The 24,080-nt window shown below is 71.2% G+C and carries 24 protein-coding genes; 16 read left to right on the forward strand and 8 right to left on the reverse strand.

Annotation, left to right across the window (positions count from 1 at the left end; all coding sequences use genetic code 11):
* Positions 1 to 203 precede the first annotated feature (203 nt).
* Positions 204 to 632, forward strand: coding sequence for a helix-turn-helix domain-containing protein (locus tag ACGFR7_RS29460; RefSeq protein ID WP_393325248.1), 429 nt, complete (start codon positions 204 to 206; stop codon positions 630 to 632).
* A 355-nt stretch (positions 633 to 987) separates the two neighbouring features.
* On the opposite strand, the gene ACGFR7_RS29465 is transcribed toward ACGFR7_RS29460, so the two are convergent.
* The gene (locus ACGFR7_RS29465) at positions 988 to 1,554 is read right to left on the reverse strand and encodes a GNAT family N-acetyltransferase (protein ID WP_393325250.1); all 567 of its coding nucleotides are present in this window, start codon (positions 1,552 to 1,554) and stop codon (positions 988 to 990) included.
* A 164-nt stretch (positions 1,555 to 1,718) separates the two neighbouring features.
* Between ACGFR7_RS29465 and ACGFR7_RS29470 the strand changes: the two genes are divergently transcribed.
* Positions 1,719 to 2,102 carry a DUF3662 domain-containing protein gene (locus ACGFR7_RS29470; RefSeq protein ID WP_393325112.1) on the forward strand — a complete coding sequence of 128 codons (384 nt, stop codon included), beginning with the start codon at positions 1,719 to 1,721 and terminating at the stop codon, positions 2,100 to 2,102.
* Positions 2,103 to 2,174: 72 nt separating this feature from the next.
* On the opposite strand, the gene ACGFR7_RS29475 is transcribed toward ACGFR7_RS29470, so the two are convergent.
* Complete coding sequence (locus ACGFR7_RS29475) at positions 2,175 to 2,486, reverse strand: DUF4326 domain-containing protein (RefSeq protein WP_393325113.1); 312 nt, start codon at positions 2,484 to 2,486, stop codon at positions 2,175 to 2,177.
* A gap of 217 nt (positions 2,487 to 2,703) precedes the next feature.
* Positions 2,704 to 3,000 carry a hypothetical protein gene (locus ACGFR7_RS29480; RefSeq protein WP_393325114.1) on the reverse strand — a complete coding sequence of 99 codons (297 nt, stop codon included), beginning with the start codon at positions 2,998 to 3,000 and terminating at the stop codon, positions 2,704 to 2,706.
* 508 nt (positions 3,001 to 3,508) lie between these two features.
* On the opposite strand from ACGFR7_RS29480, the gene ACGFR7_RS29485 reads away from it, so the two are divergent.
* From ACGFR7_RS29485 to ACGFR7_RS29520, 8 genes are all read left to right on the forward strand, one after another.
* Positions 3,509 to 4,120 (forward strand): flavodoxin family protein, encoded by a 612-nt coding sequence (locus ACGFR7_RS29485; protein ID WP_328390434.1) that lies wholly within the window; start codon positions 3,509 to 3,511, stop codon positions 4,118 to 4,120.
* A 799-nt stretch (positions 4,121 to 4,919) separates the two neighbouring features.
* Positions 4,920 to 5,924 carry a methyltransferase gene (locus tag ACGFR7_RS29490; RefSeq protein WP_393325116.1) on the forward strand — a complete coding sequence of 335 codons (1,005 nt, stop codon included), beginning with the start codon at positions 4,920 to 4,922 and terminating at the stop codon, positions 5,922 to 5,924.
* Positions 5,925 to 5,953: 29 nt separating this feature from the next.
* A complete protein-coding gene (locus tag ACGFR7_RS29495; RefSeq protein WP_393325118.1) occupies positions 5,954 to 6,604 on the forward strand; it encodes a thermostable hemolysin in 651 nt (216 codons plus the stop codon).
* Complete coding sequence (locus ACGFR7_RS29500; protein ID WP_393325119.1) at positions 6,591 to 8,162, forward strand: AMP-binding protein; 1,572 nt, start codon at positions 6,591 to 6,593, stop codon at positions 8,160 to 8,162. The genes ACGFR7_RS29495 and ACGFR7_RS29500 overlap by 14 nt, the downstream gene beginning before the upstream one ends.
* Positions 8,159 to 9,100 (forward strand): TauD/TfdA family dioxygenase, encoded by a 942-nt coding sequence (locus ACGFR7_RS29505; RefSeq protein ID WP_393325120.1) that lies wholly within the window; start codon positions 8,159 to 8,161, stop codon positions 9,098 to 9,100. The genes ACGFR7_RS29500 and ACGFR7_RS29505 overlap by 4 nt, the downstream gene beginning before the upstream one ends.
* A complete protein-coding gene (locus tag ACGFR7_RS29510; RefSeq protein ID WP_393325121.1) occupies positions 9,097 to 9,774 on the forward strand; it encodes an O-methyltransferase in 678 nt (225 codons plus the stop codon). Before ACGFR7_RS29505 ends, ACGFR7_RS29510 begins: the two co-directional genes overlap by 4 nt.
* A 77-nt stretch (positions 9,775 to 9,851) precedes the next feature.
* Positions 9,852 to 10,379, forward strand: a complete 528-nt coding sequence (locus ACGFR7_RS29515) for a nuclear transport factor 2 family protein (RefSeq protein WP_393325122.1) — start codon at positions 9,852 to 9,854, stop codon at positions 10,377 to 10,379.
* Positions 10,376 to 11,638, forward strand: coding sequence for an amidohydrolase family protein (locus ACGFR7_RS29520; protein ID WP_393325124.1), 1,263 nt, complete (start codon positions 10,376 to 10,378; stop codon positions 11,636 to 11,638). Before ACGFR7_RS29515 ends, ACGFR7_RS29520 begins: the two co-directional genes overlap by 4 nt.
* Positions 11,639 to 11,648: 10 nt before the next feature.
* On the opposite strand, the gene ACGFR7_RS29525 is transcribed toward ACGFR7_RS29520, so the two are convergent.
* Positions 11,649 to 12,158, reverse strand: coding sequence for a MarR family winged helix-turn-helix transcriptional regulator (locus tag ACGFR7_RS29525; protein ID WP_393325125.1), 510 nt, complete (start codon positions 12,156 to 12,158; stop codon positions 11,649 to 11,651).
* Positions 12,159 to 12,489: 331 nt separating this feature from the next.
* Here ACGFR7_RS29525 and ACGFR7_RS29530 point away from each other — a divergent pair, with 331 nt between their 5' ends.
* Positions 12,490 to 13,140, forward strand: coding sequence for an alpha/beta fold hydrolase (locus ACGFR7_RS29530; protein ID WP_393325126.1), 651 nt, complete (start codon positions 12,490 to 12,492; stop codon positions 13,138 to 13,140).
* 226 nt (positions 13,141 to 13,366) lie between these two features.
* On the opposite strand, the gene ACGFR7_RS29535 is transcribed toward ACGFR7_RS29530, so the two are convergent.
* Positions 13,367 to 14,287, reverse strand: coding sequence for a CAP domain-containing protein (locus tag ACGFR7_RS29535; protein ID WP_393325128.1), 921 nt, complete (start codon positions 14,285 to 14,287; stop codon positions 13,367 to 13,369).
* 379 nt (positions 14,288 to 14,666) lie between these two features.
* Between ACGFR7_RS29535 and ACGFR7_RS29540 the strand changes: the two genes are divergently transcribed.
* The gene (locus ACGFR7_RS29540; RefSeq protein WP_393325129.1) at positions 14,667 to 16,247 is read left to right on the forward strand and encodes a sigma-70 family RNA polymerase sigma factor; all 1,581 of its coding nucleotides are present in this window, start codon (positions 14,667 to 14,669) and stop codon (positions 16,245 to 16,247) included.
* 50 nt (positions 16,248 to 16,297) lie between these two features.
* Here the strand turns inward: ACGFR7_RS29540 and ACGFR7_RS29545 are convergent, their stop codons facing one another.
* Entirely contained in the window at positions 16,298 to 17,635 is a 1,338-nt protein-coding gene (locus ACGFR7_RS29545) for a M64 family metallopeptidase (RefSeq protein ID WP_393325130.1), read from the reverse strand.
* A 520-nt stretch (positions 17,636 to 18,155) separates the two neighbouring features.
* Between ACGFR7_RS29545 and ACGFR7_RS29550 the strand changes: the two genes are divergently transcribed.
* The gene (locus ACGFR7_RS29550) at positions 18,156 to 18,617 is read left to right on the forward strand and encodes a lamin tail domain-containing protein (RefSeq protein WP_393325132.1); all 462 of its coding nucleotides are present in this window, start codon (positions 18,156 to 18,158) and stop codon (positions 18,615 to 18,617) included.
* 335 nt (positions 18,618 to 18,952) lie between these two features.
* Here ACGFR7_RS29550 and ACGFR7_RS29555 read toward each other — a convergent pair whose 3' ends face one another.
* Positions 18,953 to 19,843 (reverse strand): helix-turn-helix transcriptional regulator, encoded by an 891-nt coding sequence (locus ACGFR7_RS29555; protein WP_393325133.1) that lies wholly within the window; start codon positions 19,841 to 19,843, stop codon positions 18,953 to 18,955.
* A gap of 271 nt (positions 19,844 to 20,114) precedes the next feature.
* On the opposite strand from ACGFR7_RS29555, the gene ACGFR7_RS29560 reads away from it, so the two are divergent.
* The 3 genes from ACGFR7_RS29560 (at position 20,115) to ACGFR7_RS29570 (ending at position 22,599) form a co-directional block, all read left to right on the forward strand.
* The gene (locus ACGFR7_RS29560) at positions 20,115 to 20,705 is read left to right on the forward strand and encodes a non-oxidative hydroxyarylic acid decarboxylases subunit B (RefSeq protein WP_393325135.1); all 591 of its coding nucleotides are present in this window, start codon (positions 20,115 to 20,117) and stop codon (positions 20,703 to 20,705) included.
* A 75-nt stretch (positions 20,706 to 20,780) separates the two neighbouring features.
* Positions 20,781 to 22,205 carry a non-oxidative hydroxyarylic acid decarboxylases subunit C gene (locus ACGFR7_RS29565; protein WP_393325137.1) on the forward strand — a complete coding sequence of 475 codons (1,425 nt, stop codon included), beginning with the start codon at positions 20,781 to 20,783 and terminating at the stop codon, positions 22,203 to 22,205.
* 79 nt (positions 22,206 to 22,284) lie between these two features.
* Entirely contained in the window at positions 22,285 to 22,599 is a 315-nt protein-coding gene (locus ACGFR7_RS29570; protein ID WP_393325139.1) for a non-oxidative hydroxyarylic acid decarboxylases subunit D, read from the forward strand.
* On the opposite strand, the gene ACGFR7_RS29575 is transcribed toward ACGFR7_RS29570, so the two are convergent.
* Positions 22,585 to 24,057, reverse strand: a complete 1,473-nt coding sequence (locus ACGFR7_RS29575) for an amino acid permease (protein ID WP_393325140.1) — start codon at positions 24,055 to 24,057, stop codon at positions 22,585 to 22,587. The genes ACGFR7_RS29570 and ACGFR7_RS29575 overlap by 15 nt on opposite strands.
* Positions 24,058 to 24,080: the final 23 nt, after the last annotated feature.

Consider the following 24,080-nt stretch of genomic DNA (forward strand, 5'->3'; position numbering starts at 1 on the left):
TGCAAGGCCGCCTTCCTGCAAAGAAGGGGATTACGTCGGCCGAAGCGGAGCGTGATGAAAGCGACAAAAAGCAATGTATGGAGAAGATGTGATAGTCGGCGTGATGCGTGGCGCACTCCCTTCACCGGTCGCGAGCGACGAGGGGGGCGAGCGGGGTGCAGCGGATTTCTGTGTGGTTCGGGGCGGAGTGACGCCGGCGAAGGATCGAAGCGGGGCTGTCGCTGGGGGAACTGGCGACCCTGATCTGCTTTTCCGAAGGCCACTTGAGCAAGATCGAGCGCGGTGTGAAGGCGCCGAGTCACGATCTTGCGCAGTTATGCGACAGCGCCCTCAATGCCGATGGGCAACTCAGCAGCCTGATTTCCGCACCTGAGCGCAACACCGCCGCGCCACCTCCCGCCGAAACGGATGTCGCTACGCCCTGGACATGGCGTATGCATCCCGGAGGCGAGAGTGACTTCGTGGCATTCGACCGGCTGCCGCTCGGTGCCGGGACCCTGCCCTCCATCCTGGCGAGCAGGCCCCTCGTGCCCCCTCCCCTGGAAAGCGGGGAGATGAATGCGGCATTGGGGCTCGGCGGCTCGGCCGCGGCGCTGTCCGTACTTCCGCGCAGTCCCCGGCCTCGGCGGTGAGTGCGGCGGCGCGCAGCATGGCCGTAGCGGACACCGCCGGGTCCTCGGCCACATCGGCGACATGGACCCTGGGGATGACCAGCACATGTCCGTCGGCGACACCTCCGTGCCGTGGCCGGATGGCGATGGTCTCCGGCCACTCGCGCAGCACCGTCGCCGGTGCCTGGCCTCGGACCATGCGGCAGAAGGGGCACCCGGGCCGCTGGGCCTGACGGAACGTCCGGGGATTTCGCGGGCAGACGTCCGGCGGATCACCGGTCACCTCGCGGAACTCCCCGTGACTGACCATGAGCCTCCGCATTCCAGCCGTTCGGACGCTGTGTACCCCGCCCGGGCGCTCCCTCGTCATCAAGGATCACCAGAGCTTGTCGATCTCGCCCGGGTACAACTCGATGCGGGAGTGCGGGAAGGCGCAGCGGTGCCGCCGGCTCCGGGGCGAGAAGAAGTCGGCCATGGTGACCTTGTCGAAGCCGGGGCGGTCACTGGGGAACGGGGCCAGGGGCGTCCCGCCGACCAGTACCGCGCCGGGCAGATGGTGCCAGCCCGCGCTTTCGTAGAAGGGCCGGAGCGGGCGGTCGCAGGTGAACAGACCGAGGTCGGGGCCGTTTGCCGCCATTGCCTCGTGGGCGGCCGCCACCAGACGGCGGCCGTGGCCCTGGCCGCGGGCGGAGCCACGGGTCACCACCGTGCTCAGCCCCGCGGCCCGGTAGCGTTCGCCGTCATGGGCGATCTCCTTGCTGAGGATGTCCAGGGCGGCCAGCACCGTGGCACCGTCGACGAGCAGCATCGAGACCGGCTGCAGGGCGGGGTCGTGGGCGAACGTACCGGGCGCCGCAGGGGAGTCCGGGGGCCAGGCCTCGTCCCGCAGCTCTGCCACCTGCGTACGCAGGGCGGGCGGGACACCCGGTTCCGGGAATGTCATGATCGGCACCCATCCATTGTGACTGTCGGTGCAAGAGGGGCCAAGGGATTTCCTGGTGGCGGAGCGGCCGCCCCTCGCCTCTTGCGGGCCTCCGACGAGCCAGGACCGGTATCACGCCGCATGCGCACCCGGCCCCAGGGCAGACGATCTCCATGGGATGGCTGATGCGTTGGGAACGTGTGGTGGAGGAATGCGAGCGTGCGCTGCTGGGCAAGATTTTCCGGACCGATCCGGTCCAGCTCTTCGACGCACTACGGCAGGAGTGCGATGAGCACGCGGTCGTCTGCAGCCAGAGCCGCGTCCTCGTGCCCAATGACTACACCGTCGAGCTCGCACAACGGGTGCACGATGAACTGGCCGCACGCGGCGGGCAGGTGGGGCGGCATCTGACCGATGTGCTGGACCGGCACGCCGCCGAGCGCGGATATGAATGGGCGGGCCCCCTGACCGTCCATGTCACCCTCGGCGAGGTGCCGAACGGCCGGTATCGCGTGTCGAGCGCGGCCCTCGCGCACATTCCCGCCGGTGCCGCCGGACCCCGGGGGTGACCAGGGGCCGGGCTTCGCCGAGCCGGCGGTCCCGGCCGCCCCCTCCGCGCTCCACGGTGCTCCTCACCCCATTCACTCCGCCGAGTCGGCGATCTCGGCAATCACCTGGGCGTGGCAGGGCTCCGGGACGCACCAGCAGCCGAGCCGGCGTCCGCGCAGTGCGGGCAGGAGCGCGAGCAGGTCAGGGCGCTCCAGCAGGCAGGCGCGGTACTTCGCCAACACCTCCGCGCGGGACCCGTCCCGGCCCGGGCGGAACGGACTGGCCAGCGGCGACGCCGGGAGGTGCCAGCCGCCCCGGTGCATCGCACGCCCTACGTAGACCACGTCGGCGTACTCCGGGTCGTCCCGGTGGCCCTTGAGATTGACGACCGTCGTACGTGTCATGCCTTCATTCTCGCCCGGCGTCAGCGGCCGTCCCCTCCTGGCCCCGGCCGTCCGTCCTGGCCGCCCGGCCGTCCCCCTCGTGACCGGCCGGGCGGCCTTCTTCCCCCCTCGTGACCGGGCGGCCGCCCCCCGTGACCGCGGACTTGCGCGGGACGGACCGCCCGGTTCGGGTTTGCTGTCCGCGACTACCCGTGAGGTGTGGGAGCCGGCGGACGGTTTACAGCGGCCGGGCCCACAGGTCCCACTGGAGGCCCGAGCCGTCGCAGAAGGGGTCGGCCCACTTGCCGCTGCTGACCAGGTCGGTGCCCGCCGCCTGGCAGCCGCTGAGAGTCCAGAACTTCTTGCCGGTCCACACGGTTCCGGGCGGGCCGTCCATCGGCTTGGCCTGGAGGTGGAAGGCGGCCGGTGCGGCCTCTGTTGCGGTGGCGGCGTGTGCCTGGGCGGCACCGCCCAGTCCGATGACCGTGAGCGCGGCGGCAGCGAGCGCAGTGGTGAAAATTCGCCTGTTACGCACGTGATGTCCTTTCCCCGTAGCGGCGGGCCCCTCGTGGGCCCGTCACCCTGCATACGGATGAGGCCGCTTCGCCGTATGACACGGGATGATGTGACGCGCGTCACATGGCTGCACGGGTGGGCTCGTGCCGGTCCGCTCCTGGTGAAGTCTCCCGTCCCTCGGTCCATTTGACGAAGCGTCACCGCATGGGCCGGGGCGCGGTCACCCCTCCCTGTGTGCCTGGCTGCGATGTGTGCCCCGGCGTCCGTTTTCGCCGCCCGGTCGAAGGTGCCGGCATCCCGGTCGAGGTGACGGGGTGCCCGGCGCCTCGCACGCGGGCCGGCGGGGCAGAAGGGGAGGTGGCAGGGTGAACTATTCCGACCTGCCGGTTTACCTGTTCTTTTCAGGGTGTTGTCCGGAGGCGCTTGCCTTGGGCGTGCGGGCATGGATAGCGTAACCGGCACCTAAAGCTTTCTGAACAGCTTTAGTGAAAGCTAAACATCGTATTGATCCCGGGTGGGGGAGAAGCATGCAGATCAAGGTTGCGGTGGCGTACCACAGTGGATACGGCCACACCGCAAAGCAGGCGGCGGCCGTCGCGGCCGGTGCGGAGAAGGTTCCCGACACTCAGGTACGACTGGTCTCCCTCGCCGAACTGAACGACGAACTGTGGGAGGTGCTGCAGGAGTCCGACGCCCTGATCTTCGGCACGCCGACCTACATGGGCGGCAGCAGCGCCGTCTTCCGCGCGTTCGTCGAGGCCACCAGCCAGGTCTGGGGCGACAACATGCGCTGGAAGAACAAGATCGCGGGTGGCTTCACCAACAGCGGCAACATGGCGGGTGACAAGCTCAACGCGCTGATCGACATCACGCTGTTCGCCGCCCAGCACGGCATGATCTGGGTCGGTCTCGCCGAGTACGGCGGCTGGAACACCTCCTCCGGCAGCCCCGAGGACCTCAACCGGCTCGGCAGCTGGCTGGGCGCCATGTCGCAGTCGAACAACGACGAGGGTGCCGAGGTCACCCCCTGTGCCAGCGATCTGCGTACCGCCGAGGCCCTTGGCCGCCGGATCGCCGAGACCGCCCACGTGCACCGGGCCGGCCGGGCGGCCGTCGGGTTCGACGAGGTCTCCGCCTGACCTTCCACGACGCGTACGGAGGCCGCTGCGCCCGGGAGGGGGACCCGATGAACAGCCGTCAGGTGACCGTGGCGCCGCACGCGGACGCGCGGTCCGAGGGCAACCCGGTGCGCAGCGTTCAGCCGTCACGCCTGGACCGGGGCGGCCGACGCATGTGCGCTTCCCGACTGAACCGCGGGCGCGGATTCCGCGGCGGTCCCCGGTCTCCGCTCAGGCGCGGCCCCGGGCGCTTCCCGGCCGGGGCCGGCCGGGCCCGGCGGGTTCCGGGAGACCGCGACGGCACCGCGGCACCGTTCCGCCCCGCCTGAGCACCCGGCCCTGCACCGCCACCTTCCCACCCGACCGCCCCCCGCCGAAGACACTGCCGCCGGGCCCCGCACCGGCCTCGCACACGAAGCCGGCGGGCAGGCGCCGGGCCCGATATCCGAGGGTTCCGCGACGTCCGGTCGGCGGTGTCGCCGATGCCGAAAACCGGCCGGGGCGGGTCATCGCGCGCCGCGGCCGGGCCCGGAACGAAACCCCCACCCGGTGGGCCCTTCCACCGGCGCGGAGTACCACGGCCGCCACGGCGTGGAGTAATACGGCCGCCACGGCGCGGGGCACCTCGCCGCGCCCGCGTGGCACGGCCGGAGCCGGTCCGCCCCCGGGCGTATCCGCTCCCCGGCCGGCCGGCTGAAGCTCGTCCCCGTTCGGCAGTCCCATCACCGCACCGTGCCCGCGGACCGCCGCGAGCACGGCATGTCCTGGCCGCGTACCGTCCGCGCGGCCGTTGCCACCTGCCATCCCGAGGAGATCAGCCATGTTCAAGACCACCACCGACGCCGAGCTGGCGGGCAACCCGATCGACGAGGTGATCGGCTCCACCATCCGCTACGCGGCGCTCACCTCCGCCGCCAAGCTCGGCATCTTCACCGCCCTGGAGGAGGACGGTCCCCAGACCCTCGACGAACTGGCCAAGGCCATCGGCGCCAGTACGGACGGCACCCGCGCGGTGGCCGACGTCGCCGCCGTCCTGGGCTGGCTCACCCTGGAGGACGGGCGCTACCGCAACGGTCCGCTCGCGGAACGCTGGCTGGGCAAGAACGCCGAGTACGACTTCACCCCCGCACTGTTGTGGGCCTACGAACTCACCAACGTCATGTGGGATCTGCCGCAGGCCGTACGGGACGGCAAGCCCGCCCGGTCGCTGTGGGAGCGCTGGGCCAACAACCCCGAGGCCGGGCGGGACTTCTCCGCGTACATGCGGGTCAAGTCGCGCCTGACGGTGCGGTCCATCGTCGATGCCGTACCGCTGCCGGAAGGGGCGCGGCGCCTGCTGGACCTGGGCGGTTCGCACGGTCTGCACTCCATGGCCATGTGCGAACGGCACCCCGGGCTCTCCGCGACCATCGTCGACCTGCCCGAGGCACTTGCCGACACCGGAGCCGCGATCGAGAAGGCGGGGCTGGCCGACCGGATCAGCCTCCGGCGCGGCAGCTTCCTCAGCGGTGACCTCGGCACCGGATATGACGTGGTCTTCCTCTTCGAGATCGTGCACAACCACACCGACGAGGAGAACCGGGACCTGATCGCGCGGGCCGCCAAGGCGCTGCGGCCCGGCGGCCGGATCGTGGTGCTGGAAGACGTCCGCGGCGAACAGCTCGACGAGCACAACGCGGCGTTCTCCCTGGCGATGTACGCCTGCTCCGGCGACCGCACCTACAGCCTGCCGGAGATCTCCGGGTGGCTGACCGGGGCGGGCCTGAAGACCGTCGAGCGGATCGCGCTGCCCTCATCCGTCTCTCTGGTCGTCGGCACCAAGTAACGCCGGCAGCCGGGGAAGGGGGGAGCACCGTGCAGATCGATCTGGCACACCGGGCGACCAGCGCATGGCTGGACGCCGCGGACCTCGCACGTGAGGTGTACGCCCAGGCATATGGCGCCGAGGTGGCGCCCCGGCCCGACTCGTTCATCGTCGCCCGTCCGGCCTGTGGCGGGGCGGCGGAGCCCTGCCCGCCACTGGCCTGCGCGGGGCTCACCTTCGGCAGGGAGCAGGAGCTGTTCTCCGAGCGGTATCTCGACACCGGGGTCGAGGCCGCCGTACTGGCCCACCTCGGGGTCACGGTGGACCGCAGGCGGGTGGTGGAGGTGGGGGCACTGGCCACCCGCCGCGTCTCGGTCGGCCGCGAACTGATCAGAGCCACCCCGATCATCTCCTGGTGCCTGGGCATGGAGTACATCCTGTGCACCGTCACCCGCAGCCTGATCACGACGCTGGGCCGTACCGGCATCTGCTTCGTGCCCTTCGGGCCCGCCGACCCGGGCCGGCTGTCCCCGGACGAGGCGGCGCGCTGGGGCTCGTACTACGACCACCAGCCGCAGGTCGGCGTCATCGCGCTGAACGCCCTGGACCGGCTGTTCTCCGACACCACCGGGCGCTACTCGGTCACCGATCTGCAACTGAGCATCAGCGCCATGGAGGTGGCCGGTCATGCGGGCCATTAGGGAGAGCCTGACCAGGTTCGGTGAGTCGGCACACCCCATGATCGAGGTACTGGGGGAGGACGGCGTCCCGGCCCGGACCCTCAGCTACCTGGAGGTCACCCGCCGGGCCGCGGACCTCGCCCACCGGATCGGGCAGGGGGACGGCCGGCCGCTGCGCATCGGCGTGGTCTGCGGCAACACCCCCGAATTCGTGGTCGCCGACCTTGCGCTGATCGCCGCACACGCCATCGAGGTGCCGGTCCCGCTCGCCTTCTCCGCCGAACAGGCCGCCGGCCTGCTGGAGGAGACCGATCTGTGCCTGGCGGACGCGGCCGGACGGGAGCGCCTGACGCAGTGGGGGAGGGACCGGGTCCTGGGCCCGCACTGCGCGGTGCTGCCGGTGTCCACGGACGGGCCCGTGCCGGCCGCGCCGTTGGTGCTGCCGCCGGCCGGCGCCGGCCGGACGGACTGGGAGTGCAAGGTCATCCACACCTCCGGCACCACCTCACGCCCCAAAGGCGTGCGGATCCGGGCGGCGGCGCTCAATGAACTGCTGGGATCGCTGCGGTCGGTGATGCCCCGCGGGGCCTTCACCCGCTACCTCTCCCTTGTCCCGTTCAGCTTGCTCATCGAGCAGGTCACCGGCCTCTACATGGTCCTGCTCGACGGCGGGACGCTCGTCCTGATGCCGCCGGGCAAGGCCTTGGTCGGCACCGCAGCGGCGGCCGCGGCGGACGCCCTGCCGTATGTGGCCGCGTCCCGCCCGACCGCGATGGTCGCCACCCCCGCGCTCGTCGATGCCTTCGCCACCGCCGCCGACGAGGCCGCCGAGGGCGGACGGGCGGTCGCACCGGCCCTGTTCGGGACTCCCGGCGCGCCGCTCATCTGCTGCGGCGGTGCGCCCGTGCACCCTGATCTGCTGCACCGCCTGGAGAAGCACGGCCTCCCCGTCCACGAGGGGTACGGCCTTTCCGAGAACAGCTCCGTGGTCAGCTGGAACACCCCGGCCGCCCGCCGTCTGGGCACCGTGGGCCGCCCGCTGCCGCACGTCCGCGTCAAGATCGCCGACGACGGCGAACTCCTGGTCAGCAGCACCTCGCTGTTCGCCGGGTACACCCGCGACGACCCCTCCAGCCTCCTCCTCGACGCCGACGGCTGGCTCCGCACCGGCGACCTGGCCCACCTCGACGAGGAGGGGTTCCTCCGCATCACCGGACGCAAGAAGAACGTCATCATCACCGCGGCCGGCCGCAACGTGGCTCCCGAGTGGGTCGAGGCGCAATACGCCCAACTCCCGTTCGTCCGCGCCGTCGCGGTGGTCGGCGACGGACTCACCGTCCTGCACGGACTCTTCCTCGTCGACGACTCCACCGGCCTCGCGGCGGCCGAGGCCGCCGTCCGGGAGTTCGGCGCGGCGCACCTCTCCGAGGTGGAGCGGGTCGCCGTACCGCACCTCGTGGTGGCCGGCGACCGCCTCTACCGCAGGTTCTTCACCGTCACCGGCAGGCCCATGCGGGCAGCCATCCGCACCGCTCTGACCGAGGGAACGCTGCACGACCACCAAGGAGCTGACGCATGACCACGATCGCTGACGTCCGGCCCTACGGCGCCGCCACCGGCCGGCTGGTGCAACCGGCCGGGGACCGCTCGCTGCGTGCGCTGGACCCCGCCTGGGTCACCGGGCTGCTCGCCGACGCCGGCTACCTGCTCTTCCGCGGCTTCCACACCGGCCTGGAGGAATTCACCTCGTTCGTGAAGGCGCACTCCGGCCGGATCACCCTCGACCCGGCGCGCTCCTTCCACGGCGGTGAGGTCGCGCAGAAGGTCGACGCGGGCACCGGCGCCGTCGGCCTCCACCTGGAGAACGGCAACAGCCCCTTCGGCCCCGACCTGACCTGGTTCCTGTGCGAGAAGGCCGCCGCCCGGGGCTCGCAGACCACGGTCTGCGACGGCTACCGCGTCTGGGACGCGGCCGGCGACACGGCCCGCGCGGTCTTCGGCATCAAGGACATCATGTACAGCCGCCGGGTGGAGGAGCCCAAGTGGAAGGCGTTCGTCTGCCACCAGAGCGAGGGCCGGAAGAAGCTCGACGACATCACCTTCGCCGATATGAAGGAGCTGGTCGGCAGGAACGTGTCCACCACCCTCCGGCTCGATGACGACGGTTCCCTCCACTACGCGTTCCGCACCGGCGCCGCCCGTGCCACGCTCTTCGGCAGCCGCCTCGCCTGGGCCAACAGCATCTTCGGCCCCTCGTACAACTACGAGGCCCCGCGCGTCACCTTCGCCGACGGCACCGAGATTCCCGGCGAACTCCTCGCCGAATTCCGCCGGCTCACCACCGAACTGACCGAGGAGATCGACTGGCGGGACGGCGACCTGGCGCTGATCGACAACACCCGGGTGATGCACGGCAGGCGCGAAATCCTCGACACCGACCGGACCGTCTACAACGCACAGAGCTACCTCGACCCCGCGCTGCCGGCCGCGGTGCGGGACGGGAAGGCGCGACGATGACCACCTCACCCACCGGGCTCGACGACGAACGGGTGCGCGCCGTCCTGGACGAGATCGCCCGCACCGCCGAACACCACGATCCGGACGTGATGAAGCGCGCCTACGCCACCGCGGCCGACTGGCCGCAGCCACCCACCGCCCGGCAGGCCGCCGAGCTGTGTGCCCAGGCCGCGCTGCCCGTGCACCCACAGGTCGGCACCTTCCTGTACCAGCTCGTACGGAGCCTGCGGCCGGCCCTCGTGGTGGAGTTCGGCACCTCCTTCGGCGCTTCGACGCTCTATGCGGCGGCGGCGCTGCGCGACAATGGCGGCGGCCGCATCATCGGCTCGGAGCTGCACCCCGGCAAGGCCGACCGTGCGCGCGGCCACCTGAAGCGGGCGGGGCTCGATGCCTTCGCCGAGATCAGGACCGGCGACGCCCGCGACCAGCTCGCGGCGCTTCCCGGTCCGGTCGATCTGGTGCTGCTGGACGGATGGAAGGAGCTCTATCTCCCGGTCCTCAAGGTGCTCGAACCCGCGCTGCGGGCCGGCTCCCTGGTCGTCTCCGACAACCTGCCGATGCTGCCGCCCGAGTTCACCGACCACGTCCGCGCCGCCGAGAACGGCTACCTCTCCCAGCAGCTTCCACTGGGAGACGGCATCGAATTCACCCTCCGCCTCCAGCACGCAGCATGACGCCGCGGCCGGCCCGGCTCCGCGCACGCGCCGGCCCGCGCGCCACCCCGTACGCACGGAAAGGGCACCGAACACCCGTGAAACCCCGAACCCCCCGCCGTACCCTGCTCCGGGCCGGCCTCGCCGCCCTGCCCCTGACGGCGGTGACACCGGCCGCACACGCCGCCGATCTGACCGGCCGGCTCACCGCCGGCGATGTGTCCCGCTGGACCGAGGCCTATCTGGAGGCCTGGCGGACCAAGAACGACACCGCCGCGGTCCGGCTGTTCACGCCCGACGCCGTGTACGAGGCGGTGCCCGGCGTCCCGGCGCAGACGTTCCGTGGGCGCGAGGCCATCGGCCGCTACTGGCGCGACATCACCGCAGGACAGAGCGAGATGACCGGCCGTCACGGCACCCCGGTCGTCACCGGAAACCGGGCGGCCGTCGAACTCTGGGTCACGCTGCGGGCCCCCGCCATCAACCCCGACGGCGACCACTGGGTCACCTTCCTGGAGACCAACATCCTGCTCTTCGCCCCCGATGGCCGCTGCCGGCGCAACACCGAATACTGGAACCTCCAGATGGGCCGCCTGGCACCGCCCCAGGGGTGGGGCACTGCATGAGCACCGCTCGTTCGCTGATCACCGGGGGCCGTGTCCTCACCATGGACCCTGCCCTCGGTGAACTGCCGTCCGCCGACATCCTGGTGGAGGACGGCCGGATCACCGCCGTGGAACCCCGCATCGACGCCTCGGGGGTGGACGAGCGCATCGACGCCCACGGGTGCCTCGTGCTCCCCGGCTTCATCGACACCCACCGGCACATGTGGCAGGCGGCGCTGCGCGGCAGCGGCGCCGACCAGACCCTCGACCAGTACTTCGCGACCGTCCTGCACACCCTGGCACCCCGGCTCACCGCCGACGATCTGCACCTGGGCAATCTGCTGAGCGCGCTGGGCGCCCTGGACGCCGGGGTGACCACCGTCCAGGACATCTCCAATGTCGACAAGCCGACCGAGGAGCACACCGACGCCCTGCTCGATGCGCTCACCGACTCCGGGCTGCGCACCGTCTTCGCCTACGGACACGGCACGGCACCGGACGCCCGCCGGGTCCGTACCCGCCGCCTGCACGCCGGGGACGGCCTGGTGACCATGGCGCTCAACGCCGAGGCCGGCAGCGACGAGACCATCCGTCGCGGCGGGGCCCTGGCACGTGAACTGGAACTGCCGACCGCCCTGCACCTCCGGGGCGGCAGCACGGTCTCCCGGCTGCGCCGCCTCGGTGTCCTGCGCCCCGGGACGGTCTTCATCCACGGCACCGGGATGGACGGGGGTGAACTGCGGCTGATCCACGACAGCGGCGGGGCACTGTCGATCGCGCCCGCCATCGAAATGACCATGGGGCACGGGCTGCCGCCGTTCGCCGAGGCGGTGGCCGCCGGCCTGCGGCCCAGCCTCAGCGTGGACGTCGAAGTCGCCGCGCCCGGCGATATGTTCACGCAGCTGCGGGCCGCCTTCCAGATCGGGCGCTTCGCGGCGCTGCAGGGCCTCGCGGGCCCGGACGCGCCCTTGCTCACGGTGCGGGAGGTGCTGGAGTTCGCCACCCTCGGCGGCGCCGAGGCGCTGGGGATGGCGGACCGCATCGGCTCGCTGGCCCCGGGAAAACAGGCCGATGTGATCGTGCTGCGGGCCGACCGTCCGGGCGTGGCGCCGGTGTACGACGCGCCCGCGGCCGTCGTGTCGTCGATGGACCGCGCCGACGTCGACACCGTGATGGTCGCCGGACGGATCGCCAAACGGCACGGGCTGCTGGTGTACGCCGGGTTGCCGCGGCTGCTGGCCCAGGCGCAGGACTTGCGCGACCGGCTGGCCGGCCGCTGACGCCGCTGCGTCAGCGGCGGATCAGCACACCTTCCTCGATGGCGGCGAGCGCGATCCGCAGCTGCTCGCTGAGGGCCTTCGCGGTGCGTTCCGGAATGCGGTCGACGAGCCGGGCGTGCACGGCGGTGGTGGCGCGCACCGCCGCCTCGGCGGTCTCCACCCCGCTCGGCGTGAGCTGCACCCAGCTGCTGCGCGCATCGTCCTCGGCCGCCGCGCGCGTGACATAGCCGGCGGCCACCAAGCGCTTGATGACATTGCTGGTGCCGCCGGAGGACAGCAGGAGCGCGTGGGTGAGCTCGGTCGGCTTCAGGCGGTAGGGCGCGCCGATCCGCCGCAGGGTGGCGAGCACTCCGTACTCGGCCTGGGTCAGCCCCAGCTTCTCCAGTTCGGCGCCTGCCGCGACGTCGAAAGCCGACACCAACAGGGCGGTCCGTTTGGCGAGTTCCAGCGGGAGACCGGCGATTTCGGGCAGCTCGTGTCCCCATGCCGAGATGATCTCGTCTACGTGGTCAGGCTCCACCGTGAACCGCCTTCCCTCTTCCTCATCGCTCAGTCCAAAGATATCCCACCGTCCGGACAGGCACCTTCTGACCTGGGGAGACTGTGTGATCGCCAGATGTGAACATGGTGAAAAGCTTTCCATTTACCTTTTAACATAGCTTTTCTTAATGCTTTCTCTCTATGCTTCTCTCATGTTTCAGCGTGAGTCGAAGCGTGCTCTGGCCCTGGTGGCGGTCCTGGCTCTGGCTCTGACCGGGGCCTCCGCCTGCGCCGGCCGCGCCGGGGACGCGGCCCCACAAGGGGACGCGATGGCGCAAACCCATCGATCCATGGCGGAAGGAACCGCCGGCATGGCAGAGTTCAGCGCCGCACCGGACCGGCTGCCGTCGTGTTTCCGCGGCATCCGGGGCGCCACCGCGTACCGTCTGCCCGGATCCGCGGGGCGCGGCCGTCTGGTCGCCGTGGGCAGCGGTCCGCACGGTGTTGTCTTCGCCCCCATCTCCTGGGGCGATGCCTGTGAATGGGCGGCCGAGGCCAAGCGGCTCGCGGTCGGCGGCTACCACGTCGTCACCTTCGACTGGGGCGGGGACCGCCGCCGGACCGTGGCCGACGCGACCCGGTTGCTGCGGTCGCGCGGCACCACGAGCGTGGCGTGGGTGGGCGGTTGCCTGGGCGGCACGCTCATGCTCGGCATGCTCACGGACCGCACCGCCCGCCCCGCCGGAGTCGCGGGCATCAGCCCGCCGGCCTCGCTGGGCGGCTACACCGCCGGGAGCGGTACGTCCTACGACGGCGAACTGCTGCTCCTGGGGACCGCCGACGATCCGCTCTCCGACGAAGGGAAGCTGCGCGAGGTCGCCCGCGGCTTCCCGAAGGCCGAGGTCACCGTCCTGCCCGGCACGCTCCACGCCGCCGAGATCTTCGCCGGTCCGCACGGTGAGGCGGCCCGCCGCAGCCTGGACGGCTTCCTCGGGCGCACCTTCGCCCCGGCGGGCGGCTGACCCGCCGGGGCGTGGTGTTCCGCTGTCCGTCCGGCTTCCGGCATGCAGTGTTCTGCCGTCCGCCCGACTCCCGGACGGGCTGCTCGGACGCCGGATCGGGCTCTCGGATCGCCTGGGCTCGCGGACCCCGACTCCTGGGTGCCGGACCTCGGCCTCTGGGCGGCCGGGCCCCGGCGCCGCCCCGGCCGCAGAAGCGGCGGGGCGGTGCGCGAGGTGTCCGGGCCGGTCAGGAGTGGGTGGCGAAGTCCTGGGTCCACCACGGGCCGTTGGCGCTGAGATTGACGCCCACGCCGGTGGACTTGTAGGAGCAGTTGAGGATGTTGTCGCGATGGCCCGGGCTCTTCATCCAGCCGTCCATCGCCGTGGCCGGGTCCTTGGGGCTCTTGAAGATGTTCTCGGCCCAACTGCTCCACGGGAAACCGGCGTTGGTCATACGCGTGCCGGGGTCGACGCCCTCGGGCGTGTTGTGCTCGTAGTAGTTGCGGGCGGCCATGTCGTCGGAGTGCTTCTGCGCGGCGGTCTGCAGATGGGAGTCCACGGTGAGCGGACCGCAACCGTGCTGCGCCCGCTGGGCGTTGACCAGCTCGACGATCTTCTGCGCGAACGTGGCGGCGGTGCCCGTCGCGGCCCGGGTCCCGGCGGAGTCCCCCGCTCCCGAGTCGGGACGGGCCGCGCGGGGCTCTGCGCTCTTGGCGGTGTCCGTGCTGCGGCCGGTGCGGGAGGCGTGCGGCCGGGGCGCCGAGTGCCGCTTGCCGTGGTGTTCCGCCTTGGAGGGGGAGGCCGACGGCTTGTGGGTCTTGGACGGGCGGGGGGCGGTCGGCGCCGGGGGAGTGGAGGTCGTGGCGGTCGGTGCCCCCGGGGCGGACTGGTCCGCCGCGAGCGCCTGGTCGGTTCCGGAGCCGGGCCGTATCAGCGCCACGCCGGAGGCGCCCACGACGATCACCGAGGCCACCGCGATCAGTGTCGCCTTCCGCCGTGGGTGACTGCCACCACGGTGCTGACCGCCGCTCCGTCCGTGCCGGCCCCCCGACCGGCCGCCGGTGCCGGACGGGCCGGAACGCCGCGGTCCGGCGGAGCCGTTCGCCCGGCGGCCGCCGTCCGCCGGGGCCTCGTCGTGGAACTCCGTCTGCAGGTGGTCGTTGTTCATGGTTCCGTTTCCTGTGGGGGCTGGGGATCCGCCGGCCGGGCGGTGCCGCGTGGCGCGTGGTCCGTGGGGCCGACACATGGGAGATCCCGTGAGCGGGGCCCGATAACGAAAAGCTCGCAAGAATTTTTCGAGGTCTCGTCGGTGGCCTCCTCGGTGGTCGCGCCGCGCCCTTCGGTGGTCGCGCCGCAACGCCTCAGCGGTCACGCGGCGGGCCGGATGCCAGGGCGTGTGGCCGGGCCCTCGGCACCGGACTGAGCCCCGCGCGTGGCCCGGGGCGCGGCCGCTTTCCGGATCCGCGTAGGTTTTTTCTGTTATTGCGAGGGGCTCGCGGGGTCACCTGAGTGCGGGGGCTACGAGTACGCACGGATGAACAGGGTGAATGGGCGTGAAGCAGGAAAACGGGACGGCGGCTGTCGAGGCCGCCAAGGCCGGGGACGAGCATGCCCGGGAGGAGCTGATCGCCTCCTACCTGCCGCTGATCTACAACGTCGTGGGACGCGCGCTGGACGGCCATGCGGACGTGGACGACGTGGTGCAGGAGACCATGCTGCGCGTCCTGGAGTCGCTGTCGGACCTGCGGGAGCCGGCGTCCTTCCGCTCCTGGCTGGTGGCGATCGCCATGAACCAGGTGCGCCGCCGGTGGACCGCCGACCGCAAGACGCCCGTGGTCGGCTGGGACCAGGCGCCGGAACGCGCCGACCGCTCCGCCGATTTCGTGGACCTGACCATCCTGAAACTCGGACTGTCCGGCCAGCGTCGTGAAGTGGCCGCGGCTACCCGGTGGTTGGACGAGGGGGACCGGTCACTGCTGTCCCTTTGGTGGCTGGAGGCCGCCGGGGAGATCACCAGGCCGGAGCTGGTCGCCGCCGTCGGCATCGACTCACGCCACGCGGCGGTGCGGGTGCAGCGGATGAAGGAACAGCTGGAGGCCGGACGTGTGGTGGTCCGTGCGCTCTCGGCGAGTCCGCCCTGCCCCGAGCTGGCTCAGGTGACCGCCACCTGGGACAAGGAACCCTGCGCCCTCTGGCGCAAACGCATATCCCGCCATGCCCGCCAGTGCGCGGCCTGCTCCGGACACTGGACCGACCTGCTGCCCGCCGAAGGGCTGCTGGCCGGCCTCGCCCTGCTGCCGCTGCCCGTGCACCTCGCCCCGCCGGCCGCCCTGGCCCCCACCGCCGCGACGGCGACGGCGTCGGCGACCGCGGCGCCTGCGCACCATGCGTCCGGAGCGTCCGGTGTACCCGGAGCGTCCGGTGTACCCGGAGCGTCCGGTGCACCCGGCGCACACCCTCTGGCGAAGCGGCTGCCCCGGCCCCGCCGAGTGAAGAAAGGCACTGCCATAACGGGCACCGCCACGCTCGCCGTGGCCGTCACCGCCGCCTTGTGGTGGTCGCCCGGTACGCCGCCGGCCGAACGGAAGGACGAGCGGAGGGACGAGCCGAAGGCGGCCCGTACCGTGACCTCACCCCCGCCGAAGCCGGACCCCACACCTACACCCACACCGACCCCCACCCCGACCCCGTCGCGGACCGCCACCGCGTCGCCCACCCCGCCCGCCCGGCCGGCCCCCGCCCCGCCCAGCCTGGAGGAGCAGGCCACCTCGCTCATCAACCGCCGGCGGGCCCGGGCCGGCTGCGGGCCACTGCACATCGACCGGAGACTGCACACCGCGGCGCGTCGTCACTCCGCCGACATGGCGGCACGTCAGTACTACGAGCACAACGCCCCGGACGGTACCGGCCCCGACGAGCGGATCACCGCCGCCGGATATCAGTGGAGCAGCTGGGGCGAGAACCTTGACCGGGGCCCGCGCACCGCCGCAGCGGCGGTGAACGACTGGATGGGCGACGCCATGCACCGCGACAACTTGCTGGACTGCAAGTTCACATCGGTCGGCATCGGTGTCGTCCAGGGAGCGGGCGGGCCCTGGTGGACCCAGGACCTCGCGGCACCGCGCTGACCCGCACGCTTGCGGGGGCACCGGCTTCTTGTCCGGTCCGGCGTTGACCGTCAGGGAGAGACCCGCCAGCTCAGCGACCCGGAGAGCTGCTTGCGCAGCGCCGGGTCACGGACCGCGGCCGTACGGTCGGTGGCCCTCGCCGTGACCGTATGGGCGCGGCCGTCGGCCGGGACGCCGAGGGCCCGCACCACGACCGTGTACCTGCCGCGCGCGGCCTTGCGCTCGCGGCCGTCGACATACCACTTCACCTTCGCGGAGGCGGGTGCGCCGACATGGATACGCGTCCTGCGCGGTATGGCGCGGTCGGTTGCCACGGTGCTGCTCAGCACGCTCGCATAGCGGTAGAAGCCCGCGATCATCGCCTCACGGCCGGGGAGGTTGAACTCCCGGCCGAGTGTCCGCATGATCGAATTCTCGGTGGGGCGGTTGAGTCCGTGGGGGTAGTAGCCGCCGCCCTCGAAGGCACCGACCGCTCCGCCGTCCGGGGACTCCTGACCGATCCAGCGGTACCACTTCTGCCGCTCGGCGGACATCTCGTCGGCGGAGAGCGTGGTCAGGTTGGCCTCGGCCGGTTCGGGGCCCGAGTAGGTGCCGGACTGGCCGTAGTCGTACTCATCGGCGAGCTTGCCGAGCGAGTGGCCGGTCTCGTGCACCGCGATCTGGTCGGACCGGTCGTTGTCGGAGGAGGCGGTGGCGATCCCGTCGTAACCGACCTGTGAGGAGACGTCGTTGTAACCCGCACCACCGTATTTGGTGGAGTTGGCGAGTACCACGACGAGGTCGGCGGCGGGGGCCTTGGAGGCGTACGACTCGACCTTGCCGGTGTCGAGGCACAGCAGCCGCTCGGTGCCTTCGCAGAAGAAGGCGGAGTCGAGGGCGGTGTCGCGGACCACGTCCTGCGTCGGGTCCCCGGAGACCCCGGACTCGTTGGAGACGGCGTCCACGGCCCAGACGTTGAACAGTCCGGCGTACGAGGCGTAGGGCTCGACGGCGGAGATCTTGGCCCACTTGGCGCGGACGTCCGCGTGGAAGTCCTCCTGCTGGGCTGCGGTGTAGCCGTCCCCGATGAAGACCACATCGAGCTTGGTGCCGACCGGGCCGTTCCGCACGATCGAGGTGATGTCACCGTCGCCGGCGATCGCGGCCCGGTCGGAGGGGGAGGCCGGTTTCGAGGCCGGAACGGTGGTGTGCCGGGGGTGACCGTCCTCTCCGGTGAAGTACTCGACCTGCTGGGTGCGTTGGCCGTGTGGGGGCGGGGCGGCGCCCTGGGCGGTGGCCGCCGTGGCCGCGGCGGCCGTCGCCGCCAGCGCCGCCGCGGCGAGGCCGGCGGTCATCGCGGTGCGCAGGGAAAGGCGTCTGCAGGTGTCGGTGGAGGTGCGTGAGCGCATGGGGGGTCCCTCCCGAAGCCCGTCACAGGAGCGGCGGGCTGAGCTGAATTCAGGCGCGCTCAACGTAGAGGCTCCAGGGGCCACAGGCAACGGATGATGACGAAGTGACCCATCGGACACCTGAGTTGGGGGAGCGGTGCGCGTGGCAACGCTTCTGTCTCCTCGGTCGGTCTCCTGACCGCAGAGGCAGGGCCGGGCCGGACGGCCCGACTCACGAACTGACCTCATCCGGCGTGAGACCGGCCTCCCGGCAGCAGGGAATGCGCGACGCCTCACCCTGCGGGCTCACCGCCCCTGGAGCGGGGCCGGATACGTGTAAGGGGCGTTGTGGGCGGCAGGGCGAGCGCCGGGGCGTACGCGCCTGGCGTGGTGTGGTTGTGCATATGTCCACGTTTTGTCACCCCAAAAGAGATTTCCCCCACCGGGGGTGCCGGTCGGTCAATCTGTGGGGGCCCGGCCAAACCGGCCGGGTGTCCGGTTTTTGGGCGCCCGTATGAGGGCGTCCTTTGCAGGAGGTTCGATGTTTCTTCATCCTTCGCGCGTAGCCATGGCGGTGCTGGGCTCCGCGGCCCTGGCAGTGACCGCAGCCCTTCCGGCCGGCGCGGCCGGCCACCACGCTCCGCACCCCACGCGGTCCGCGGTGGTGCTCGGGGCGATCCAGTACGACAGCCCCGGGCGGGACGACCGCTCGAACCGGAGCCTGAACGCGGAGTGGGTCCTGGTGAAGAACACCGGCCGCACACCCGTCAACATCAAGGGCTGGAGCCTGTCCGACAAGAGCGGGCACGCCTACCGGTTCGGCAACGTGCGTCTGAACGGCCACAGCCAGGTCCGCGTCCACACCGGCATCGGCCGCGACAACCGCAATGACGTCTACCAGGACCGCCGGAACTACGTCTGGGACAACAACAGGGACGAAGCGACCCTGCGCAACGACCGCCACCGTGTCGTCGACACCGAGGCGTGGGGGCGCCGTCACTGACCCAGCACGGACGTGACCGGTGAGGGGCGCCCTCTCCTCACCGGCCGGGGTTTCCGCCACCCGGTGCGCCGCAGACAGCCTGTCTGCGGCGCACCGCCATGTGCAGCAGGAGCCGCCGAACGCGGCGCGGCTCAGACCCCGATGATTGCCGAGGTTGATGATCCTTCCTCATGTGGCCGGGCTTACGGGGCCGCTGGGCGCAGGGTGCAGGCCGCGTGCACAGCGGGGCGGCGCGGTCCGTGCGGAAGACCGCGGCGCTGCTCAGCCGCCGGCGACGGAGGGGCCCGGCGCCTCTGGTGGTGCAGATCCGCGGCGACCACCGGCAGCGCGCCGGCTCATGGCCGGTTGCCCCGTGCTTGGCCCCGGAAGGCTGCCGGGGTCTCGCCGGCCCGCTGGCGGAAGAACTTGGTGAACACCGTGGCGTCCGGGAAGCCGAGCCGGTCGCCGATGGCGGTGGAGGTGAGGCCGGTGTGCACCAGCAGGCGCTTGGCCTCGAGGAGGACCCGGTCGTCGATATAGCGTTTGGCGCCGCAACCGGCAGCGGCGTGGGTCGCGCGGGTGAGCGTGCGGACGCTGTAGCCCAGCTGCCTGGCGTAGTCGTCCACCCGGTGGCTGCGGGCGAAGTCACGCTCCACTGCCCGCTGGAAACTCCGGAAGGCGGCACCGCCCGCCTCATCGCCACTCCGCGCGCCGCGCACCTGGGCCAGCCGCAGGACGAGGACGGCGAGCAGATGGCGCACCACCTCGATATGTACCTCCAGGGGCAGACCGGCCAGCTGCCGGTACTCGCTCTCCAGCAGCTCCAGGACCCGGCGTACGGCATCCCCCTCCGAGCCCCGAGGGGCCAGTGGCAGCGTCTCGTCGTGCTGGTCGACACGGGCGGCCTCCGCGGTGGCGGGACTCAGGAAGCCCGGCAGGAAAAGGACGATGCTGCCCTCGGCCAGGGTGAGGTCGGAGCGGTACTGACTGATCTGGCCGGGGCGCACCCACAGCCAGCTGCCCGGGGTCAGCTCGTGCTCGGTGAAGTCGACGGAGCAGCGCAGGGTGCCGGCGCGCACCGCGATCAGCTCGTGGAAGGCCAGGCGCTTGGTGGCGTACGGGTCGATGTCATGCCCCCGTGCGCGTGCGAGCAGATCGCCGAAGCCGAAGACCTCCGCGCCGGGCGGGGCTCCCGCGGAGGCCCTGAAAGGGACCTCGGTGATGTCAGCGGGTCCGTTTTTGTCCATAGCGTGTCCTCAGCGTACCGCTTCGAAGGGGTGGCTCGCGCCTAGCGTGGGGGAGGACAGGGCCGGTCAGGCGGCGTGCGGGCTTACCGGGCGCGAATCCGGTGTGACGAGCCGGTGACCGATAATTTCGGTGCACCCTCTCCAGCTCAAGCCGGCCTTGATCTGCCCACCGGCCTTGACCTGTCGCGTACCGATGCGACGGGCCTTCCGGCCCTGTGCCGGCGTGGCACGGGCCGTAACGCCGTCCGGCGAACCGAGGGAGCTGACCACTGTGCGACTGATCGTGGGAATGACGGGAGCGACGGGTGCCGTGTTCGGCGTCCGGCTGCTGGAGGCACTGGCCGGGCTGCCGGACGTCGAGACCCACCTTGTCCTCTCCCGCTGGGCGCGGACCACGATCGAGCTGGAGACCAGCCGCTCCGTCGCCGAGGTGAGCGCACTCGCCGATGTCACCCACCGGCCCGAAGACCAGGGAGCAACCATCTCGTCGGGCTCCTTCAGGACGGACGGCATGGTGATTGCGCCCTGCTCGATGAAGACGCTGGCGGGTATCCGGGCCGGCTGTGCCGACGGACTGCTGGGGCGGGCGGCGGACGTGGTGCTCAAGGAGCGCCGCCCGCTCGTGCTCGTCCCGCGGGAGACACCGCTGAGCGAGATCCATCTGGAGAACATGCTCGCTCTCGCGCGCAAGGGCGTGCAGATGGTGCCGCCCATGCCCGCCTTTTACCACCACCCGCAGTCGGTGGACGACCTCGTCGGCCACCTCACGGCCCGGATCCTCGACCAGTTCGGCCTGTCCGTGCCTCACGCCAAGCGGTGGGACGGCATGCGCGCCGCCCGAGCGGTCAAGCCCACCGCCTGACCGCCGACACCGACGCCCCCAACACCGACACCGACACCCCCAACACCGATACCCCCGCCCCGTGAAGGAGCACCCATGGCATACGACGATCTCCGGAGCTTCCTGGCGACCCTCGACGAGGAGGGCCAGCTGCTGCGCATCACCGAAGAGGTGCGGCCCGAGCCCGATATCGCCGCGGCCGCCAACGCGGCCCCGCGTCTGGGCGACGCGGCGCCGGCGCTGTACTTCGACCGTGTGCGGGGCTTCAGCGATGCCCGTATCGCCATGAATGTGCACGGTTCCTGGGCCAACCACGCCCTCGCGCTGGGCCTGCCGAAGGAGACCGGCACCAAGGAGCAGGTGGCGGAGTTCATCCGCCGCTGGGCCAGGTTCCCCGTCGCGCCCGAGTGGCGCAGCGATCCGCCGTGGGCCGAGAACACCATGGACGGCGAGGCGGCCGACATCTTCCAGGTGCTCCCGCTGATCCGCCTCAACGACGGCGACGGAGGCTTCTACCTCGACAAGGCCGCGGTCGTCTCCAAGGATCCCGAGGACCCCGGCCACAGCGGCAAACAGAACGTCGGCATCTACCGCATCGAGGTCAAGGGCAAGCGCAGGCTCGCGCTGCAACCGGTGCCGATGCATGACATCGCCCAGCATCTGCGCAAGGCCGAGGAAGCCGGCGAGGACCTGCCGGTCGCCCTCGCCCTCGGCAACGACCCGGTCATCTCCCTCGTCGCCTCGACCCCGATGAGGTACGACGAGAACGAGTACGAGCTGGCCGGAGCCCTGCGCGGCGCCCCGGCACCGCTCGCGAAGGCCCCGCTGACCGGCCTCCCGGTGCCGTGGGGGTCGGAAGTGGTCATCGAAGGTGTTATCGAGGGCCGCCGACGTGAAATCGAGGGCCCCTTCGGCGAGTTCACCGGCCACTACTCCGGCGGTCGTAGGCTGCCCGTCCTCCGCATCGACAAGATTTCCTACCGCACCGACCCCGTCTTCGAGCACCTTTACCTCGGTATGCCATGGACCGAGGTCGACTACCTGATAGCCGCCAACACCTGCGTGCCGCTGTACCAACAGCTCAAGACAGACTTCCCCGAGGTCCAGGCGGTCAACGCCATGTACACCCACGGACTGGTCGTCATCGTCTCGACGGAGAAGCGCTACGGAGGCTTCGCCAAGGCGGTCGGTACGCGGGTGCTGACCACGCCGCACGGCCTCGGCTACGCCACCACCGTCATCGTCGTCGACGAGGACGTCGACCCCTTCAACCTGCCGCAGGTGATGTGGGCCCTGTCCACCAAGATGAATCCGGCGGGGGACCTCGTCCAGATCCCTCATATGCCCGTCCTCGAACTGGCCCCGCAGGCGCAGCCGCCCGGCATCGTCGACAAGCTCATCATCGACGCCACCACCCCCGTCGCGCCCGACGGCCGCGGCACCTACGGCAACCAGGTCCGCGACCTGCCCGAGACGGACGCCTGGCTCGCCAAGCTCCAACAGCTCGCCGCCCGCCGCTGAGGGCACCCCTTCGGTGCACCTCAGGTCCCGCCTGTCCCCACATCCCGCCCCTCCCCCTTCACGAAAGGGACCGCACGCCATGACCGATGCCGCCACCTGCTGCCCACGCTGTGCGCACACCGTCATCGAGCACCTGTTCACCTCGCCCGTCCCCGGAGTCTGGGACGTTCTGCAGTGCGGACGGTGTCTGTACTGCTGGCGCACCACCGAACCTGACCGCCGTACCCGGCGCGATGCCTACCCCGACGGCTTCAAGCTGACTGCCGACGACATCGGCAACGCCCCCGAAGTGCCTGCCGTTCCGCCCCTGGCCGTACGAGCCGTTCAGGCCGCTGCAGGCGGTGCAAGCGGTGCAGGCGGTGCAGGCGGTTCGGACCGTTCAGGGGAGCCGTGATGGCTCCGGTCGCTCCTCATCGGGCGGTACCACGCCCCGGGGTACCGCGGCCCGGGAGCGACGGGTGAAGTGATAGCCGGCCACGAGGATCGCCGCCCACACCGGAGCCACATACAGCGCGATCCTGCTCTCGGCGTCGAAGCCGAGCAGGACGAGAACGAGACCGAGGAAGGCGAGGACGAAGTAGTTCGAGGCGGGTGCCAGCGGCATCCGGAAGGCGACCTGCCGGAGCCGCCCGGCGCGGACCGCCGCCCGGTAACGCAGATGGGCGCAGACGATGATTCCCCAGGTGAAGACGGCGGCGATGGTCGCCACGCTCGTCACATACGCGAAGGCTTCCTGGGGGACGAAGTAGTTCGCGGCCACGCCCAGCAGCATCACGGCCATGGACGCGAGGATGCCCGCCGCGGGGACGCCCTGGCGGCTGACCTTCCCGAACACGGCCGGCGCGTGCCGGTCCCGGGCCAGGGTGAGCAGCATGCGGCCGGTGGAGAACACCCCGCTGTTGCAGGAGGACAGTGCCGCGGTCAGCACGACCATGTTCACCACACCCGCGGCCGCGGGCACTCCGACCTTGGCGAAGACGAGCACGAACGGGCTGACGTCCGGGTCGAGTTGGGTCCAGGGGACCAGTGCCATGACCGCGGTGAGGGCGCCCAGGTAGAACAGCGCGATCCGCCAGATCACCCGGCGCACGGCGGAGGGGAGGGTCTTTTCCGGGTCCTTGCTCTCCCCGGCGGTCACACCGAGCAGTTCGACTCCGACGAAGGCGAAGACGACGACCTGGAGGGCGAGCAGCGGTCCGGCCGTGCCGTGGGGGAAGAAGCCGCCGTGCGTCCAGATGTTGCTCAGTGACGCGGTCTTCCCCAGAGGGCCGAATCCGAAGATCAGGATGGCGGCGGCCATGATCAGCAGGATCACGATGGTGAGCACCTTGATGATGGCGAACCAGAACTCGAACTCCCCGAACAGCCGGACCGCCAGGAGATTGGCGAGGCCGAGGATTGCCAGGGCGATGAGGCCGGGCAGCCACTGCGGCACTCCGGGCCACCAGTAGCGGACGTAGATCCCGGCCGCGGTCAGCTCCGCGGTACCGGTGACGACCCACATCAGCCAGTAGCTCCAGCCGGTGGCGAACCCGGCCCACTTGCCGATGAACTCCTCCGCGTAGGTGGCGAACGAGCCGGACACCGGCCGGTGGACCAGAAGCTCACCGAGGGCACGCATCACGAAGAAGACGACGATGCCCGCCAGCGCGTAGGTGAGCAGCAGACCCGGACCGGCCTCGTGGAGGGCTTGGGCGGAACCGAGGAACAGTCCGACGCCGATCGTCCCTCCGATGGCGATCATCTGGATGTGACGGGGCTGCAGACCCCGGTGGAGGTGTTCGTCGCCGGGGTCGCCGGGGTCGTTGTGGCCGGTGGGGCGAGACGGGGACTGTGGAGGCCGGTACGTCATGGTGGGGCTCTCTCGTCGGGGGC

Origin of the sequence: Streptomyces sp. NPDC048516 (assembly GCF_043199875.1) — a bacterium.
In the GTDB taxonomy this organism is placed as follows: Bacteria; Actinomycetota; Actinomycetes; order Streptomycetales; family Streptomycetaceae; genus Streptomyces.